The organism is Bradyrhizobium sp. IC4060 (assembly GCF_020193715.1).
Lineage (GTDB): Bacteria > Pseudomonadota > Alphaproteobacteria > Rhizobiales > Xanthobacteraceae > Bradyrhizobium > Bradyrhizobium yuanmingense.
Map to the genome: position 1 here is coordinate 267,202 of NZ_JADYVJ010000001.1, position 16,908 is coordinate 284,109.

The 16,908-nt window shown below is 64.9% G+C and carries 16 protein-coding genes; 4 read left to right on the forward strand and 12 right to left on the reverse strand.

Annotated elements, in window-relative coordinates; translation table 11 throughout:
* Nucleotides 1–4 precede the first annotated feature (4 nt).
* Nucleotides 5–1,846: a single-stranded-DNA-specific exonuclease RecJ gene (recJ, locus tag I6F16_RS01295; RefSeq protein ID WP_225173365.1), complete on the reverse strand. Its 1,842-nt coding sequence runs from the start codon at nucleotides 1,844–1,846 to the stop codon at nucleotides 5–7.
* Between the two features lie 286 nt (nucleotides 1,847–2,132).
* Here recJ and I6F16_RS01300 point away from each other — a divergent pair, with 286 nt between their 5' ends.
* Nucleotides 2,133–3,209, forward strand: coding sequence for a methyl-accepting chemotaxis protein (locus I6F16_RS01300; protein WP_225113566.1), 1,077 nt, complete (start codon nucleotides 2,133–2,135; stop codon nucleotides 3,207–3,209).
* Nucleotides 3,210–3,397: 188 nt separating this feature from the next.
* Here I6F16_RS01300 and I6F16_RS01305 read toward each other — a convergent pair whose 3' ends face one another.
* The 8 genes from I6F16_RS01305 to I6F16_RS01340 all read right to left on the reverse strand — a co-directional run bounded on the left by I6F16_RS01305 (nucleotide 3,398) and on the right by I6F16_RS01340 (nucleotide 11,091).
* Nucleotides 3,398–4,459: a glycosyltransferase family 4 protein gene (locus I6F16_RS01305; protein ID WP_057029103.1), complete on the reverse strand. Its 1,062-nt coding sequence runs from the start codon at nucleotides 4,457–4,459 to the stop codon at nucleotides 3,398–3,400.
* Nucleotides 4,460–4,590: 131 nt separating this feature from the next.
* Nucleotides 4,591–4,806 (reverse strand): hypothetical protein, encoded by a 216-nt coding sequence (locus tag I6F16_RS01310; RefSeq protein WP_074447910.1) that lies wholly within the window; start codon nucleotides 4,804–4,806, stop codon nucleotides 4,591–4,593.
* 136 nt (nucleotides 4,807–4,942) lie between these two features.
* A complete protein-coding gene (locus tag I6F16_RS01315) occupies nucleotides 4,943–5,947 on the reverse strand; it encodes a 4-hydroxythreonine-4-phosphate dehydrogenase PdxA (RefSeq protein ID WP_225173366.1) in 1,005 nt (334 codons plus the stop codon).
* Nucleotides 5,944–7,482: a tripartite tricarboxylate transporter permease gene (locus tag I6F16_RS01320; protein ID WP_225173367.1), complete on the reverse strand. Its 1,539-nt coding sequence runs from the start codon at nucleotides 7,480–7,482 to the stop codon at nucleotides 5,944–5,946. The genes I6F16_RS01315 and I6F16_RS01320 overlap by 4 nt, the downstream gene beginning before the upstream one ends.
* Before the next feature lie 12 nt (nucleotides 7,483–7,494).
* Complete coding sequence (locus I6F16_RS01325) at nucleotides 7,495–7,977, reverse strand: tripartite tricarboxylate transporter TctB family protein (RefSeq protein WP_225173368.1); 483 nt, start codon at nucleotides 7,975–7,977, stop codon at nucleotides 7,495–7,497.
* Nucleotides 7,978–7,988: 11 nt separating this feature from the next.
* Complete coding sequence (locus I6F16_RS01330) at nucleotides 7,989–8,981, reverse strand: tripartite tricarboxylate transporter substrate-binding protein (RefSeq protein ID WP_225173369.1); 993 nt, start codon at nucleotides 8,979–8,981, stop codon at nucleotides 7,989–7,991.
* Nucleotides 8,982–9,033: 52 nt separating this feature from the next.
* Nucleotides 9,034–10,287, reverse strand: a complete 1,254-nt coding sequence (locus I6F16_RS01335) for a CoA transferase (protein WP_225173370.1) — start codon at nucleotides 10,285–10,287, stop codon at nucleotides 9,034–9,036.
* A gap of 9 nt (nucleotides 10,288–10,296) precedes the next feature.
* Nucleotides 10,297–11,091, reverse strand: a complete 795-nt coding sequence (locus I6F16_RS01340; protein ID WP_225173371.1) for an enoyl-CoA hydratase/isomerase family protein — start codon at nucleotides 11,089–11,091, stop codon at nucleotides 10,297–10,299.
* Nucleotides 11,092–11,208: 117 nt separating this feature from the next.
* On the opposite strand from I6F16_RS01340, the gene I6F16_RS01345 reads away from it, so the two are divergent.
* Together I6F16_RS01345 and I6F16_RS01350 are read left to right on the forward strand one after the other, a co-directional pair.
* On the forward strand, nucleotides 11,209–11,874 hold the full coding sequence (locus tag I6F16_RS01345) for a GntR family transcriptional regulator (RefSeq protein ID WP_225173372.1): 666 nt from the start codon (nucleotides 11,209–11,211) through the stop codon (nucleotides 11,872–11,874).
* 218 nt (nucleotides 11,875–12,092) lie between these two features.
* Complete coding sequence (locus I6F16_RS01350; RefSeq protein WP_225173373.1) at nucleotides 12,093–13,064, forward strand: MBL fold metallo-hydrolase; 972 nt, start codon at nucleotides 12,093–12,095, stop codon at nucleotides 13,062–13,064.
* 53 nt (nucleotides 13,065–13,117) lie between these two features.
* On the opposite strand, the gene I6F16_RS01355 is transcribed toward I6F16_RS01350, so the two are convergent.
* Both I6F16_RS01355 and I6F16_RS01360 read right to left on the reverse strand, forming a co-directional pair.
* Nucleotides 13,118–13,627 (reverse strand): DUF4269 domain-containing protein, encoded by a 510-nt coding sequence (locus tag I6F16_RS01355; protein WP_225173374.1) that lies wholly within the window; start codon nucleotides 13,625–13,627, stop codon nucleotides 13,118–13,120.
* A gap of 23 nt (nucleotides 13,628–13,650) precedes the next feature.
* Nucleotides 13,651–14,379: a haloacid dehalogenase type II gene (locus I6F16_RS01360; RefSeq protein WP_036022944.1), complete on the reverse strand. Its 729-nt coding sequence runs from the start codon at nucleotides 14,377–14,379 to the stop codon at nucleotides 13,651–13,653.
* Nucleotides 14,380–14,716: 337 nt separating this feature from the next.
* Between I6F16_RS01360 and I6F16_RS01365 the strand changes: the two genes are divergently transcribed.
* Complete coding sequence (locus I6F16_RS01365) at nucleotides 14,717–15,739, forward strand: hypothetical protein (RefSeq protein WP_225113557.1); 1,023 nt, start codon at nucleotides 14,717–14,719, stop codon at nucleotides 15,737–15,739.
* A 64-nt stretch (nucleotides 15,740–15,803) separates the two neighbouring features.
* On the opposite strand, the gene glpX is transcribed toward I6F16_RS01365, so the two are convergent.
* Nucleotides 15,804–16,805 (reverse strand): class II fructose-bisphosphatase, encoded by a 1,002-nt coding sequence (gene glpX / locus I6F16_RS01370; RefSeq protein ID WP_036022942.1) that lies wholly within the window; start codon nucleotides 16,803–16,805, stop codon nucleotides 15,804–15,806.
* Nucleotides 16,806–16,908 lie beyond the last annotated feature (103 nt).

The following is a 16,908-nucleotide window of genomic DNA, read 5'->3' on the forward strand; positions in this document are numbered from 1 at the left end:
TGCGTCATCTAATCACGGATGGCCCCTGGTCCGGTAGCGCGACGTCGACGACACGGAATTGCACGCGCTCGGCGCCCTGGTAGCGATCGACCGAGAGCGAGCCCGCGACATGCATCTGCTGGCTGCGATTGGCGAGCAGCGCATTGCCGAGCTTCTGGCCGATCGAACGGAACGCGATGCCGTTGACGATGGAGCCGTCGCCCGCCTTGAAACGCAGGCGCAGATGTGCCTGGCCGACCTCGTCGGCAAACACGAGCTGGTGCGCCGGCAGCGCCAGCACCGGCTCGGGATTGCCGCTGCCGAAGGGACCTGCGCGGTTGAGCGTCGTCGCCAGCTCCGGCGTCACCGCACGGGCGGTGACTGCGCCGTCGATATAGAGCTCGTTGACGTGGCGCGCCTCGGCGACGTCGCGCGCCAGCGCGGTCTCGAGATAGGCGCGGAATTCGGCGAGCTTCTCCTTGCGCAGCGTCACGCCCGCGGCCATCGCGTGGCCGCCGCCCTTGAGCAGGATGCCGTCGGCGACCGCCTGCCGCACCGCCTTGCCGAGATCGACGCCGGCGATCGAGCGGCCCGAGCCGGTGCCGATCCCCCCCGGCTCCAGCGCAATGGCAAAGGCCGGCCGCGAGAACTTCTCCTTCAGGCGGGAGGCAACGAGGCCGACCACGCCGGGATGCCAGCCTTCCGAGGCCGTGACGATGACGGCGAGCTTGTCCTCCAGCCCGATCGAGGCCAGCGCCTCGGCTTCGGCCTGGGCTTCCGCCGCCTGCTCGATGACGCGACGTTCGCTGTTGAGACGGTCGAGCTCGGCCGCGATACGCGCTGCCTCGACGCTGTCGCCTTCGAGCAGCAGCCGCACGCCGAGATCGGCGCGGCCGATACGACCGCCGGCATTGACGCGCGGGCCCAGCATGAAGCCGAGATGCCAGGCCTCCGGAGGGCCGTTGAGCCGCGCCACGTCCATCAGCGCGGTGTGGCCGACATGGTCGCGCCGACGCATCGCGATCAGCCCCTTGGCGACGAAGGCGCGGTTGAGACCGATCAGCGGCGCGACGTCGGCGACAGTGCCGAGCGCGACGTGATGCAGCATGCCCAGGAGATCGGGCTCGGGCATCTCGCTGGTCCAGAAGCCGCGCTGGCGCAGCTCGCGATTGACCGCCACCAGCGTCACCAGCACGAGGCCGACGGCGGCGAGATGACCGAGGCCGGAGAGATCGTCGAGCCGGTTCGGATTGACCAGCGCATCCACCACCGGCAGCTCCGTGCCAGCCTGGTGATGGTCGATCACGACCACGGACATGCCGAGGCGCTTGGCCTCGGCGAGCGGCTCTATGCTGGTGGTGCCGCAATCGACTGTGATCAGCAGCGTGGCGCCCTTGGCCGCGAGCGCGCGCACCGCTTCCGTGTTGGGGCCATAGCCCTCGAAAATCCGGTCGGGAATATGGATCAGCGGATCGAGCCCGCAATGGCGCAGATGCCAGGCCAGCAGCGCCGCCGAGGTCGCGCCGTCGACGTCGTAGTCGCCGAAGATCGCAACCTTCTCGCCCTTGGTCGCGGCATCCGCAATGCGTTTGGCAGCGGCCTCCATCTCCGTCACCGTGAACGGGTCCGGCAGCAGCTTTCGGATGGTCGGATCGAGAAAGTCGGACACCGCGTCGATGTCGACACCGCGGCCCGCCAGTACCCGCGCCAGCAGTTCCGGCAATTGGTGCCGCTGCACGATGGCGAGCGCCTGGGCTGCCCCGCGGGCATCAAGCCGGTCGCGCCACAGCTTGTCGGTGAGCGAGCGCGCCACGCCCAGGAAGGCCTGGGGCGCTTCGATAGGCAAGGCGGTGGCTGGCGGCGTCATGACAGAGGCAGATGTTGGGGAACTCGAAGGGCCAGGCGGTCACGCGAACGCAGAGTCACTGGCTTCAGGGGATTGGTCGGCATCCGGGACGGATTTGCAACGGTCCGGCCGCACAAAGCGGTGGATGGCCGCCCCGACGGGCGCACTGACTATCATTTAGGCATCCCGTCAAACAGCAAATTAAGCAGGCGTTAGGCGGAATCCTCGAAAAAGAATCGTATTCGATCTGTAAGTCGTTGTTCCGGGTTCATTGCAGATCAGACCTCATTGCCAAGGGAAGTCCCCGATGTCTGCTGCGCTGGGTCTGAAAGCCAAGCCGATCGCCACCGAGCCCGCGGACGATGATTCCGACATCTCCGCGCTGATCAACCGTCTCACCGCCGAGGTCAACCAGATCGCGGTCGACAAGACCAAGTCGATCCAGCAGATCACCAACCAGATGAAGATGCTGGCGCTCAACGCGCTGATCGAGAGCTCGCGCGCCGGCGCGCAAGGCGCGGGCTTTGCGGTGGTGGCGCAGGAGGTGCGCGGCGTCGGCCAGCAGGTCGAGACCATCGCCCGCGAGCTCGAGACCCAATTGACCAAACGCACCGGCGATCTCGTCGCCTCGATCGACCGCATGAGCCAGCGCTCCCGCGGCGAGCGCATGGTCGACCTGTCGCTCAACGCGATCGAGCTGATCGACCGCAATCTCTACGAACGCACCTGCGATGTGCGCTGGTGGGCGACCGATTCCGCCGTGGTCGATTGCGCGGCCTCGCCCAGTGCTGCGGCCGTCTCCCATGCCTCGCAGCGCCTCGGCGTGATCCTCGGGGCCTACACCGTCTATCTCGATCTCTGGCTCTGCGACCTCGACGGCAACGTCATCGCCAACGGCCGCGCCGACCGCTTCCGCGTCGTCGGCCAGAACGTCGCCCACACCAGATGGTTTCGCGATGCGAAAGGCCTTCGCTCCGGCGACGATTATGTCGCCGGCGACGTCGAGAACCAGCCGCTGCTCGGCAATGCGCAGGTCGCGACCTATTGCGCCAGCGTCCGCGCCGGCGGCCAGGCTCATGGCGCACCGATCGGGGTGCTCGCCATCCATTTCGACTGGGAGCCGCAGGCCCGCGCCATCGTGCAGGGCGTGCGCGTCGGCGACAGCGACAAGGCGCGCGTGCTGCTGGTCGATTCCAATTTTCGCGTGATCGCGGCCTCCGACGGCCAGGGCATCCTCAGCGAACGCATCTCGCTGTCGCTGAACGGCCAGCGCTCCGGCTTCTATCAGGAACGCACGGGCACACTGGTCGCGTTCCATGCCACCCCAGGCTACGAGACCTATCGCGGGCTCGGCTGGTACGGCGTGATCGTCTGCGGCGCGTGAGGCGAGCGGGCCCGCCTCGATCAAAACTCGCGAAAACAACCCCATGCACAGTAGCCAAGGGGTTGTCTTACCTCGCTGTTTTTGCACGCGCGAAGATTCTTTGACACGTCGGGCAAAACAGAAGGAATCCGGCTCGGCGACACCTCATCGGGCGCGGCGATCTAGCACAGCGACATCGCCGCCTCCCTTCACCTTTCCGACATTTGCGTGTTGACCTTCCGAGCTGCCGCGGCAGCCAGCTTGCGGTACTGATCTTCGTACTGGCGCGCCATTCGGTATGCGGTGAAGCGTTCCTCGAAGCGGGCGCGCACTCTCCTTCGATCCAGCTTGCCCAATTCGCCGACCGCCTTGACCGCCTGCTCCTCGTTCTCGACGATGAAACCGGTTAGGCCGTGCTCGATGACCTCAGGGACAGAGCCGGAGCGATAGGCGATCACGGGCGTTCCGCACGCCATCGCCTCGATCATGACCAGCCCGAAAGGCTCCGGCCAAGCGATCGGAAATAGCAGAGCGGCTGCTCCGCCAAGGAATGATTGCTTCTTCACGTCGTCGACTTCGCCGATAAGCTGGATCATCTCGCCGTCGATCCGGGGCGCAAGGTGTTTCCTGAAGTAGGCAGTCTCGGCGCGTGGAATCTTCGCGGCGATGCGAAGAGGCATCCGGGCTGCGTGCGCGATGCGGATGGCGTCCTCCGGACCCTTGTCCTCCGTGAGACGGCCAAGAAACGCCAGATAGGATCCCTCCTCATAGGATGGATCCAACAGCTCCGACGACAGCCCGTGCTGGATCGTTCCAATCCATTTCGCATCCGGAAGCGGCAGGCGCTGGTGATCCGAGATCGACACGAAGCTTGCTTCTGGGAACTGCCGAACCACGTCAGGCAAGCCAGGCAAGTCAAGGCGGCCGTGCATGGTCGTCAGGAACGGTACGCCAAGGCGACTGAGCAACGGCAGCGGAAGCCAGTCGATATGGGCGTGGATCACGTCGAAGTCGTTGGCTCGTCTCGCGATCGCTTCCAGCAGCATCGCGCAGGCTGCGTTCGGATCGGCGCCCTTCCGGCCGAGACGCAGCGCGCGTGGCCATACCGGGTGGAGTTTGCCTCTCGTTCGGGAGTCACCGCTGGCAAACAGCGTGACGTCGTGACCGAGCTCGACAAGCTCATCCACAAGCCAGGCTACCACCCGCTCGGTGCCGCCGTAGAGCTTCGGAGGGACGCTTTCGGCAAGCGGAGCCAGCTGGGCGATACGCATTGGAGCTCGCTATATCGCTGAACGCACGATCAGCACGATGGCCGCAGACAGAAGGTTCGAAATCGCGAGCAAGGTCCAATCCGGCCTTGCGCTCGCGCTAGCCAGCCGACAGATACCGCCCTCGATGAGCCTCAACATTCGTCATCGGAAAGCCGCTCGAGATAGGCAAGCCCGAATGCTGCGAGTTCCTGGGCATCACCGTTACTCTCGCGCGCTTCCCGCCTCCCTTGCAGATGACGCTCGAGCAGGCAACGACGGCCATCCGCTGCATCGACGCTGCGATGCCGGGCAAGGTACACGCACCAAGCGGTGTCCACCGCTGTTCGTAGCGGGCTGTCGTCGACCATGTTCCAGCTCCGACGTGGAAGATGTTCATGGGGCGCCAACTCCTCGCGACGGCGGAAGTTTCCAGTTTTTCCCTAAAGTCTAAGTCTGCGCGCAAGGCGAGCGCAATCAGCGGTCGCTCCCTTCGCGCGTGCAAGTTCAGCCGAGACGACGCGCCGCCATCTCCGCGGCGAGCAGCAACGCTGCGCGGCTGGCGCCGATCGAGGCGATGCCTTGTCCCGCGATGTCGTAGGCGGTGCCGTGCGCGGGCGTGCAGATCGGGAATGGGAAGCCGCCGAGCAAGGTCACGCCGCGATCAAAACCCATCAGCTTCATCGCGATCTGACCCTGGTCGTGATACATCGTCAGCACGGCATCGAAGGCGCCAGCCTTGGCGCGCAGGAATACGGTATCGGCGGGAAACGGTCCCTCCGCGGCAATGCCCTCGCGCTGGCTTGCTGCGACCACCGGCGCGATGACGTCGATCTCCTCGCGGCCGAAATTGCCGCCGTCGCTGGCATGGGGGTTGAGGCCTGCCACCGCGATGCGCGGCCGCGCAAAGCCGGCGTTGCGCATGCAGGAATTGGTCAGCTCGAGCGCGCGATGGATGCGTTCGCCGGATAGCTTCGCAGCGACGTCCTTGAGCGGGATGTGCGAGGTGACCCGCGCATTCCAGAGCCGGTCCAGCACGTTAAATTCGCTTGCCGGCGTCTTGAGACCGACGATTTCGGCCGAGAACGCGATCTCATCGTCGTACTCGGCACGGGCAAGGCGCATCGCCTGCTTGTTGAAGGGCGTGAAGCAGACCGCATCGACATGGCCGTCGCGGCCGAGCTCGAGAGCGTGCCTGTAATTGGCCAGCGCGAATTTTCCGCCGGCAAGGGTCGCGGCCTTCGGCTCGACCTCTCTGGGAGCAAGGTGGCGGAGATCGACGAACAGCGCATCTGCCTGCGCTGCGCGAAGGTCGGCGCCCTGCTCGATCACCTTCAGCTCCGGCTTGACGCCCGCAATGCGCGCGCCCTCGTCGAAAATGCGGCGGTCGCCGATGACGACGAGCCGGCAGCGCGCGCGGATGTCGTCCTGCGCCACGAGCTTCGCCGTCAGCTCCGGGCTGATGCCGGCGGGATCTCCCATGGCCAGCGCAATCAGCGGCTTTGCGGTCATATGATCGCCCTTTCCTGGACTGGCGCATCGGTTGCAGGGGATGCGGGTTTGCGCCAGAGCCGCGGCAGCTGCAACAGAAGCGGAAGCAGCAGCAGCGCGATGCCGCCCACGATCAGGCACGTCACCAGCTTGTTCGCAAAGAAGATGCCCAAGGACCCCTTTGAGATCAGCATCGACTGCCGGAACGCGTCCTCGGCCTTGTCGCCAATGACGATCGCGAGCACGAGCGGCGCTAAGGGATAGAACAGCTTCTTGAAGAGATAGCCGACGACCCCGAAGCCGAGCATCATGACGACGTCGAGATAGGAGTTCGACACCGAATAGGCGCCGACGACGCAGATGATCACGATCAGCGGCGCGATCACCACGAAGGGAATCCGCATCAGGGCGGCGAACACCGGGACGGTCAGCAGCACCAGCACCACGGCGACGATGTTGCCGACATACATCGAGGCGATCAGGCCCCAGACGAAATCCTTTTGGTCCACGAACAGCATGGGTCCGGGATTGAGGCCCCAGATCATGAGCCCGCCCATCATCACGGCCGCGGTCGCCGAGCCGGGAATGCCGAGCGAGAGCATCGGCAGCAGCGCACTGGTCCCGGCGGCATGATCGGCCGTTTCCGGCGAGACGATGCCTTCGACCTCGCCGGTGCCGAAATGCCGGCCGCGGCGTGAAAAGCGGCGGGCGATGCCGTAGCTCATGAAGGAGGCCGCGGTCGGGCCGCCCGGCGTGATGCCCATCCAGCAGCCGATCGCGGCACTGCGCAACAGGGCGATGCCGTACCGCGGCAGGCGGCCGACGGCGCGAAAGACCTCGCGCCAATCGATCTTGGATGAGACGGCGCGGGCGTGAAATTCCTCCTCGACGGCCACCAGCAGCTCGCCGATGCCGAACAGGCCCATCACCGCGACGACGAAGCTGACGCCCTTGACCAGCTCATCCACGCCCATGGTGAGGCGCACGCTGCCGGACACCGTGTCGATGCCGATGGCGGCGATGGCAAAGCCGAGCGCCAGCGCCACGACGGTCTTGATCGGCGCCGCACCGCCCATGCCGACGAAGCTGGCAAAGGCGAGAAAATAGACCGCAAAATACTCGGCCGGCCCGAACGCGAGCGCAGCCTGCGCCACCCAGGAGGCGAGGAAGGTGATCAGGATGACGCCAATCAGCGCGCCGAACGCCGCCGAGCCGAAGGCAGTCGCGAGCGCGGTGGTCGGCCGGCCGTCGCGCGCCATCGGATAGCCGTCGAAGGTGGTCGCCACCGATGACGGCTCGCCCGGAATGTTGAACAGTATGGAGGTCACCGAGCCGCCGAATAGTGCGCCCCAATACATGCTGGAGAGCAGGATGATGGCCGAAACCGGCTGCATGCCGAAAGTGAGCGGCAGGAGCAACGACACGCCGTTCGGCGCGCCCAGCCCCGGCAACACCCCGACGAGAATGCCGAGCAGCACGCCGACCACCATCAGGACCAGATGCGGCACCGTGACCGCGATGGTGAAGCCGTGCAGGAGCTCCTGGAGATTGTCCATCCCGCCGCTCCCTCAGAACCCGAGCGCGGAAGCGAGCGCGCCGTGCGGCAGGCTGACCTGGAACATGCGCTCGAACACGAGGTAGAGCGCGAGCGCCGTGGCTCCTGCCATGGCCAGCGCGCGCGGCACGGATTGGTGCCGGGGGATCGCCAGCACCGCGAAGACGTAGAGCGCCGAGGCGACGTACATCCCGGCGAGCGGGATCGCGGCGACGAAGATCGCAGCCGGCACGAACAGGCCGGCGAGCCGGCGCAGCTCGATCGACGTGATCGCGATGGGAACGTTTGCGAGCGTCGCGGCCGGCACCACGCCGCGCACCAGATTGTAGAGACTGCCGAGCACGACGATGGTCCCGGTCAGGAACGGGAAGGTACCGGCGTCCACGCCTGCGCTCGACCAGCCAATGCCGTTGTCGAGGCTGGAGACGACGACGGCCACGCCGAAGCTGCCGGTGAGCACGGCGGTCGCAAGTTCAAGCGCGCGGCGGGAGATCATGGCGTAATGCCTTACTTCACCAGCCAGCCCTGCTCGCCCGCGACCAGCTTGACGCGCTCGAGGTCCTCCTTGATGAATTTCTCGAGCTCGGCACCGGTGAGGAACGTGTCGACCTGAGAGGTCTTCTCGATGTAGTCCTTCCACTCCGGCGTCGCCTGCACCTTCTTCATGAGGTCGACATAGAACGCGGCCTGCTCCGGCGCGACCTTGCCGGGCAGCCACACGGTGCGCGGCTGCTCGTATTGCTTGATGTCGAGGCCCTGCTCGACGCAGGTCGGAACGTCGCCCCAGCCTTCCGTCGCGGTCACCTTCGGCCCCTGCGGCAGCCGCTTCGGGCTGAACACGCAGAGCGGTCGCTGCGTGCCCCCGCGCCATTGCCCGAGGCTTTCGCTGGGGTTGTTGACGTGGGAGTCGAGATGACCGCCCGCGAGCTGCACGGCGGTCTCGGCGCCGCTCTTGAAGGGGATGTAGGTCAGCTTGACCTTGCCGGTTTTCTCGATCATGCGCGTCAGCACCTCGTCGGTATCCTTCGACTGCGCGCCGCCCATCTTGAATTCGCCCGCTGCGGCCGCCTTCAGATAATCGCCTGCGGTCTTGTACGGCGCGTCCTGCTTGACCCAGAGCAGGAACTCGTCCTGCGCCATCGCCGCAATCGGGGTGAGATCGGTGTAGTTGAAGGCGACCTTGGAGACGAGCGGCTGCTGCCAGGCGTTCGAGGTGCCGAAGATCACCTTGTAGGGATCGCCCGCGGAGGCCTTGCCATAGACATAGCCTTCGGCGCCGCTGCCGCCGCCCTTGTTGACGACGACGATCGGCTGCTCGATCAGCTTGTGCTTGGTGATGATGTTCTGCACCGCGCGCGCGAGATTGTCGGTGCCGCCGCCGGGGCCGGCGGTGGCCACGAACTCGATCGGCTTTTGCGGCTGCCAGGCGCTGAGCGCCGGCATGGTGCCGGCGAGCACGGCTGCGCCTGCGGAGAGCAGAAATGTTGACGTCCGACCCATGATTTCCTCCAGCTGATTTTTTGTCTTTTGTTGTTGTCGTATCGACGTCCGGTCAGGCGACGTGTTCCTCGCGTCGTTCCAGGGCCGAGACGATTGCGCCTTCTTTTTCGAGCGCTTCGATTCGTGACTGGTCGAACCCGTGCTCGGCCAGAACCTCTCGCGTATGTTCACCATAGACCGGTGCGCCTGATCGCACTTTGCCTGGGGTCTCCGAAAACTTGATCGGAAGTCCGATCGTCTTGACGGGCCCGAGCGTGGAGTGCTCGACCTCGACGACCATCTCGCGCGCCAGCGTCTGCGGATCGCCGAGCGCCTCCAGCATGTCGTGCACGGGGCCGCACGGCACGCCCTTCTCGTCCAGCGCCGCGAGCCAATGCGCCCGCGATTGGGTACGGAAGCGCTCGCTGAGGACGGCTTCGAGCTCTTTCAGGTTGGCCATGCGATCGGCGCCGGTGACGAAGCGCGGATCGTCGGCAAGCTCGCTCGCGCCGAGCGCTTCCAGCATCAACAGCCAATGCTTCTTGTTGGCGCCGCCGACCACGAGCCAGCCGTCCGAAGCTTCGAACGCCTGGTACGGCGCGTTGAGCGGATGCGCCGAGCCCATCGCGCGCGGCGCAGTGCCCGAGGCGAGCGCGATGGTCGACTGCCAATAGGTCTGCACCAGGGCGGCTTCATACAGCGAGGTCTCGACCCACTGCCCTTCACCGGTCTTGAGGCGATGCGTGTAGGCCGCCAGGATACCCATGCTCGCGAGCAGGCCGGCGGTGATGTCGGACAGCGGCGGCCCGCACTTGACGGGCGGGCCGTCGGGCCGCTCGCCGGTAAAGCTCATGATGCCGCTCATGGCTTGGGCGACGAGGTCGAAACCCCTGCGGTGCTTGTAGGGGCCGGTGCGGCCGAAACCCGACAGCGAGCAATAGATCAGCGCCGGGAATTCCGCGTGCAGCGCCTCATAGCCGAAGCCGAGGCGCTCCATCGCGCCCGGCGCAAAGTTCTCGACCAGCACGTCGGCATCGGCGATCAGCCGGCGCAGCACCTCTTTGCCGCCGTCGGTCTTGAGATCCAGCACGATGCCCCGCTTGTTGCGGTTCATCATCAGGAAGGACGCCGCCTCGTCGCCGATCTTCGGCGGCACCGAATGGCGGGTGTCGTCGCCGTTCGGCCATTTCTCGATCTTGATGACGTCGGCGCCCATGTCGGCGAGCATCAAGGTGCAGGTCGGTCCCGCCATGACGTGAGTGAGATCGATGACCTTGAGGCCGGCCAGCGGTCCCGAATGGCGGGAGGTGGATTGCGAACTTTGCATCGGCTCGTCCTATTGGCCGCGCCATTGCGGCGCGCGCTTGTTGAGGAAAGCATCGAGCCCTTCGCGAAAGTCCTGGCTCGTGTAGCACATCAGGATGAGGTCTTCGCCCTCGTCCTGCGTCAGCCGCCGTTGCAGACGGCCGACAGCCTGCTTGGTCGCATTCAGCGTCAGCGGCGCATGACTGGCGACGAGCCGGGCCACCTCGTCGGCGCGTCGTTCAAGGGCGGCAAGATCGTCGACGACCTCGCCGAGCAGTCCGACGCTTGCAGCCTCCGTGGCGTCGACGAGGCGCGCGGTGAAGATGAGATCCTTGACGCGCGCGGCGCCGATCAGCGCGGTGAGACGGCTGACATTGGACATCGACAGGCAATTGCCGAGCGTCCTGGCGATGGGAAATCCGATTTTTGCGCTTGTCGTGCCGATGCGGAGGTCGCAGGCCGCAGCAATGCCCGCCCCGCCGCCGGTACAGAACCCGTTGATCGCCGCGATCGTCGGCACGCGGCACTGCTCGAGCGTGGTGAGCACGCGATCGATGCGGTTCTCGTAGTCGATGGCGTCCTGCGGCGACTTGAATTCGCGGAACTGATTGATGTCGGTGCCTGACGCGAACGCCTTGTCGCCGGCCCCGCGCAGCACCAGCACCTTGATCGCATGGTCGCGGTCGGCCTCCTCGCAGATCGCGGCGAGCCGCTCGTACATGGCGAAGGTGAAGGCGTTACGGGCCTGCGGGCGGTTGAAGGTGATCCGCCCGATGCCGCCGTCGCGCTCGAACACGAGGTCTTCTGCCTCCACTTGCAGGTCCATTTCCTCATACCTTCTGTTTTTTACATTTTTGAATGCAAAACTTGGGATTTTCAAGCTGGAACTTGGCCGTACGGGCGTATAAGTTCATTTTTTGCATTCAAAACTGAGCTCAGAGCCATGCTTCACGACGAGGTCGTCAACCGCATCCGCGCCATCCTGCTCGACGGCGAAATCCCGCCGGGCGCGCGGATTCCCGAGCGCGAGCTGTGCGAGCGGCTCGAAATCTCGCGCACGCCGCTGCGCGAGGCGCTGAAGGTGCTGGCCGCGGAAGGGCTCGTGCAGCTACTGCCGCATCGCGGCTCGCGCGCGGCAAAGCTGACCGACAAGGACATGCGCGACCTGTTCGAGGTCTGCCAGGGCCTGGAGGCTCTCGCGGGCGAACTCGCCTGCGAGCGCATCAGCGACGCCGAGATCGATGCGATCGCCGCCGCACATGCGGACATGGTACAGCATTATCGCGAGCGCGACCTGATCCAGTACTACCGCGGCAACCGTGCGATTCACGAAGCCATCGTGACCGCAGCGGGAAATCCTGTGCTCGCCGGGCTTTACGCCTCGGTGACCGCGCGCATCCGGCGCGCGCGCTATGTCACGCCGATGACGCCGCAGCGCTGGGCGCTCGCCGTGAAGGAGCACGAGGCGATCCTCAACGCGCTCCAACGCCGCGACAGCGTCGGCCTCGCCCACATCCTGCGGGCGCATCTCCGTCACAAGCGCGAGGAAGTGCTACAGGCGGGCTTTGCCGAGACGGAAGGTAGTGACATCACGTTGAGAATTGCGTGACGCGCAATTCTGCGCCTTGGCGCAGCTTTGCTGTGCACGTCGCTTTCACGCTCCGGCCATTGTTCTCGTTCAGCGTGCCGTACCGGGTAATTCCACTTGCTAGCTTGTCGCAACCGGCGCAGCATGCTTTCCGCCGCCCTCCGGCCACGTGGCCGATCGGGCGGCCGCTTACCGCGCCAACGATTGCGCAAAACAAAAGACGAAAGCGGAGGAAAAGAATGACACTCGATGTCTCGCGTCGGTCCCTACTCGCACTTGGGGCCGGTCTCGGCGCCAGCGCCATGCTCGGCAGCAGCGCGATGGCACGGGCGCCCAAGCTCGGCACCCAGACGCCCTACTGGCACCGCTTCATTCTCGGCGATGCCGAGGTGACCGTCGTATCCGACGGACCGCTTCCGCTCGGCGACCCCTCCGGGACCTTCACCGGCGTTCCCAAGGAAGAGGTCAAGAAGATGCTGGCCGACAATTTCCTGTCGCCGGACAATGTCGTGCTCGAACAGAATTCCCCCATCGTTAACACCGGCGACAAGCTCATCCTGTTCGACACCGGGATGGGCTCATCGAAGATGTTCGGCACCAGCACCGGACGGCAGCAGAAAAGCATGACGGAGGCCGGCATCAAGCCGGGGGACATCGATGCCGTGGTGTGCTCGCATGCCCATATCGATCATATCGGCGGCATCGTCGACGAGGGCGGCAAGCCGCTGTTCCCCAACGCGCAAGTCTACATTGCCCAGAGCGATTTCGATTTCTGGACCGACGAAGGCAAGCTCGGCGGCGCGGCCAAGGATTTCGTCCTTCACGCCCGCAAGAACCTGCTGCCGGTCCGGGATCGGATCAAATTCTTCAAGGACGGTGAGGAATTCCTGCCCGGCGTGCAGGCGATCGCGGCGCCCGGGCACACCGTTGGCCACACCATTTTCATGGTCTCCTCGGCCGGCAAATCGTTCGCCTTCCTCGGCGATCTCTCGCATCATTCGGTGCTGCTGCTGGAAAAGCCACGGATGGAGTTCTCCTACGATTCCGACCCCAAGCAGGCGGCCGAGTCGCGCGTCAAGCTGCTGACGATGCTGGCGGCGAACAAGATCCCGGTGATGTCCTATCATTTCGCCTGGCCGGGCTACGGCCACGTCGCCAAGGTCGGAGATGGGTTCCGCTACTATCCCGAGCCGATGAAGATGACGTTGTAGCGATCAGTTCAGATCCGGGCGGCGCGGTCCGCCCGGATCTGTGCGGTCGAACCTTACAGATGCTCCAGGCGGGCCCGCAGGCGAGCGTCGCTCTCACGGCCCAGTGCAAGCAATGCGGAATACGGATCCCCGGCAATGCCGAGCACGGCGGCAAACGCAGGCTCGGTCTTCATCCCGCGCGCCCTGTGTTCGGCCACCGCTTTGCGCAGGCGCCCGTCGTCGAGCGCGAGCAATCTCCGCTGGACCACGAAGTGCAGCCACCCTTCCTGCTGATCGACCGGCCGCGGATCGCCGAACAGCTCGAACGGCCAGCCGTCCCATTCGAAGCGGGCGACCACCGGCCGTCGGCTGGAGCACCATTGGTAGAGCGCAAACCCGCCACAGGCGCGGTACCGGCGCCAGATCACTTCGGCGAAAGCCACCGCGTCCAGAACATGGCAGACGACATCGATGTCGCTCAATGGCGTCGCAAGCCCCAAAGGCAGCGTCCCGACCACGCGTGGATCGAACTCCCGCAGCTCGTCGAGCAATCCCGAACTGCCGATCGCACTTTCGTAGTCCATTGATCGCCGCTGCGCCGCGAATGTCAGCAGCCGAGCTGATCGGCGATGCCGCCAAAATCCTTCGCGACGATGTCCCACTTGCCGGTTGCTTCGAAATCGACCTTCTGAAGCGGGCCGTATTCGGTCGGTCGCGCCACGAAGGCGGTCTTCAATCCGTTCTTCTGGGCGGCAGCGAGATCGCCATTGTGGGCCGCGACCATCATCACCTCTTCCGGCTTGAGGCAGAGCAGCTTTGCTGCGCCGAGATAGGTTTCCGGATCGGGCTTGTAGTGCTCGAACAGCTCGGCCGACATGATGAGGTCCCACGGCAGGCCGGCGAACTTCGCCATGTTGGTGAGCAGCGCGACGTTGCCGTTCGAGAGCGGCGAGATCACGAACTTTGATTTCAGCCGCATCAAGCCGGCGACGCTGTCGGGCCAGGGATGCAGGCGGTGCCAGCCTTTGGTGAGGTAGTCGAGATCGGCCTCGGTGAGGCCCCTGATCGCGAATTGATCGACCAACTGCTCCAGCGAGCGGCGATGCAGATCGTCGAGCATGACGTAGCCGCGCTCGGGATGTTGGCGCACGTCGTCCATCGAGGCCATGTACATGCCGCGCCAGCCGTCGACCAGCGCGGTCCAATCGGCGGTGATGCCGCGCTGCTTGCTCCACCACATGAAGTCGGTAATCAGGCTGGTGCGCCAGTCCACGACTGTGCCGAACACGTCGAAGACGAGGGCTTTGACGGCGGAGAGATTGGATGGTGTGGTCATGCTTCGCTCCGCTGATTTTGTTTTGGCCCGGCTAGCCGGCCGAGATCGAGGGCTTTAAAGCATGATCCGTTCCATGCAACAATAGCGCTAGTTCGGCGCATCAAGCACGTGAGGGACGAGTTTGGTCGCCTACCTCAACTCGTCGGGGTGAAGCGCACCGGCCATGACAACCGTCTCTGTCGCATACATATTGCTCGAGGATGCCCGCCTCCCGGACGAGGAGGCTTTGATCCAGTTCTTACGCGTTCGTCATGCCGACATACGCTGGAACCGTAGCACCTTCGCACCGAGCGACGGTGCTGACGGTCCCCTGTTCATCCGCGCAGGAGATCATCTCATGACGATCCTCCTGATGCCTGCGCCGATACCTTTCGATCAGCAATTGTGGGAGCGGGCTTCCTGGCTGTGGCCGGAAGCTTTCCACGCCGCTCGACGCCATCGTGCGCACCTCGTGGTCGCGCCGATGGGCTCTGCCGAAGGCAATACGGAAACGAAAGCGCTGGATTTTGCCGAGAATACGTACCTCACGACCGCCTTTGTGGGTGCCGTGGTTGCGGCACTGCCTAATGTTGTCGCCGTCATCTGGGACGGAAAAATCGGCCGTTCCCCCGAGATGTGGCTGGAGCAGTCAAGCCGCGCGTTCGAGGCGTATCCAGATCAGCCGTTCGGATTGTGGATGGACATCGTCCCCTTCCGTTCCGGCAAGACCCTGGGAGCTTATACGCTCGGATTGTCCGCGTTCGCTGGACGAGAGATCGAGTTTGAGGTGGACGGGCTTGACGAACGCACCGTCACCGGCCGGGTTGCCCAGCTCTCGGCATTTCTCATCGCTGCCGACCCCGACGCGAGCTTCAAGAACGGTGAGGTGTTCAAACCGGACTCCGAGATCGACCATCGCGTTGCTGTGCTCCATCGCAAGTCGCGCTTCAACCTTGGGCCGGTCATCTCCTTCTCATCTCTTGATGATCGATCGGGGAGAATCAGGACCTATCCGATCATTCCTCCTTCCATCGCCGGAAATCATCCTCTGCTGATCATGCTGGCAAAGGTTGGGCATTTCGATCCGGCGCATCCAAGAAACAAAATCGGTCTCAAGCCTGATCACTACGTCTCCGAAGTACGCCTGGAGAGCTTCGATGAAGGCCTCGCGCAGGCGCTGTCCCGTATGATTGCAACTGACACCTATGCCGAGGCCGACATAAACGCGCGCAGCGCGCTCGCGCGCGGAGACATGGCGACCGCGAAGTCCATTCTTCAGCCCTGGGCCGATGAGGTTGGGCAGCTCCAGGGGGCCGTCATGCTGGCTCTGATGTTGCGCGACCTGCACATGTTCGCCCCGGCACCGCATCGCAGCCCATAGCAGACAGACGACGGATCCGTCTGCGACCAAAGCGCCGAGCAATCGCGCGCGGATGACCGCGGCCTCAATCCAGATGGAACTTTGCCAGCTCGCGATGCTCGGCCTTGATGTAGCGCACGGTGCCGGTGACGGAGCGCATCACCACCGTCTCGGTCTCGATCACACCGTCCTTGCGGAACTTGACGCCTGAGAGCAGCGAGCCCGTGGTGACGCCGGTGGCGGCGAACAGGCAGTCGCCGCGTGCCATGTCCTCGATGCCGTAGATCATCTTGGGATCGTTGACGCCCATCTTGGCGGCGCGCTCGCGCTTCTCCTCGGAATCGAGGATGAGGCGGCACTGCATCTGGCCGCCGATGCAGCGCAGCGCCACGGCGGCGAGCACGCCTTCCGGTGCACCGCCGGTGCCGAGATACATGTCGACGCCGGTGTTGTCGGGGTCGGCGCAATGGATGACGCCGGCAACGTCGCCGTCGGTGATCAGGCGTACGGCCGCACCGGTCGAGCGCACGCTCGAAATGATGTCGGCATGGCGCGGACGGTCGAGCACGAGAACGGTGATGCCCTCGGGCTTCACGCCCTTGGCCTTGGCGAGGCGGCGGACATTGTCGGCCGGCGAGGCATCGAGATCGACGACGCCCTTGTCGTAGCCGGGGCCGATCGCGAGCTTCTGCATGTAGACGTCGGGGGCGTGCAGCAGCGTGCCGCCGTCAGCCATCGCCATGGTGGCGATCGAGCCCGGCATGTTCTTGGCGCACAGCGTGGTGCCTTCGAGCGGGTCGACCGCGATATCGACCTCGGGACCTGCCTTGAGGCCGACCTGCTCGCCGATATAGAGCATCGGCGCCTCGTCGCGTTCGCCCTCGCCGATCACGATGGTGCCCTGGATCGGCAGCTTGTTGAGCTCGCGCCTCATGGCGTCGACGGCGGCCTGGTCGGCCGCCTTCTCGTTGCCGTGGCCGCGCAACCGCGCCGACGACACCGCCGCCCGCTCCGTCACCCGCACGATCTCCAGCGTGAGAATGCGCTCGAGCAAGGCGTGCGGGGGGACTTCAATATGGGTCGACATCGGCTTACTCCTTCGAAACGTTTGGGACGGAAATCTCCGCCCGCATCAACTCACAACGCCCGGTGTTCGTTCGAACGAACGACCGCCTTATGGCTTGAGCATG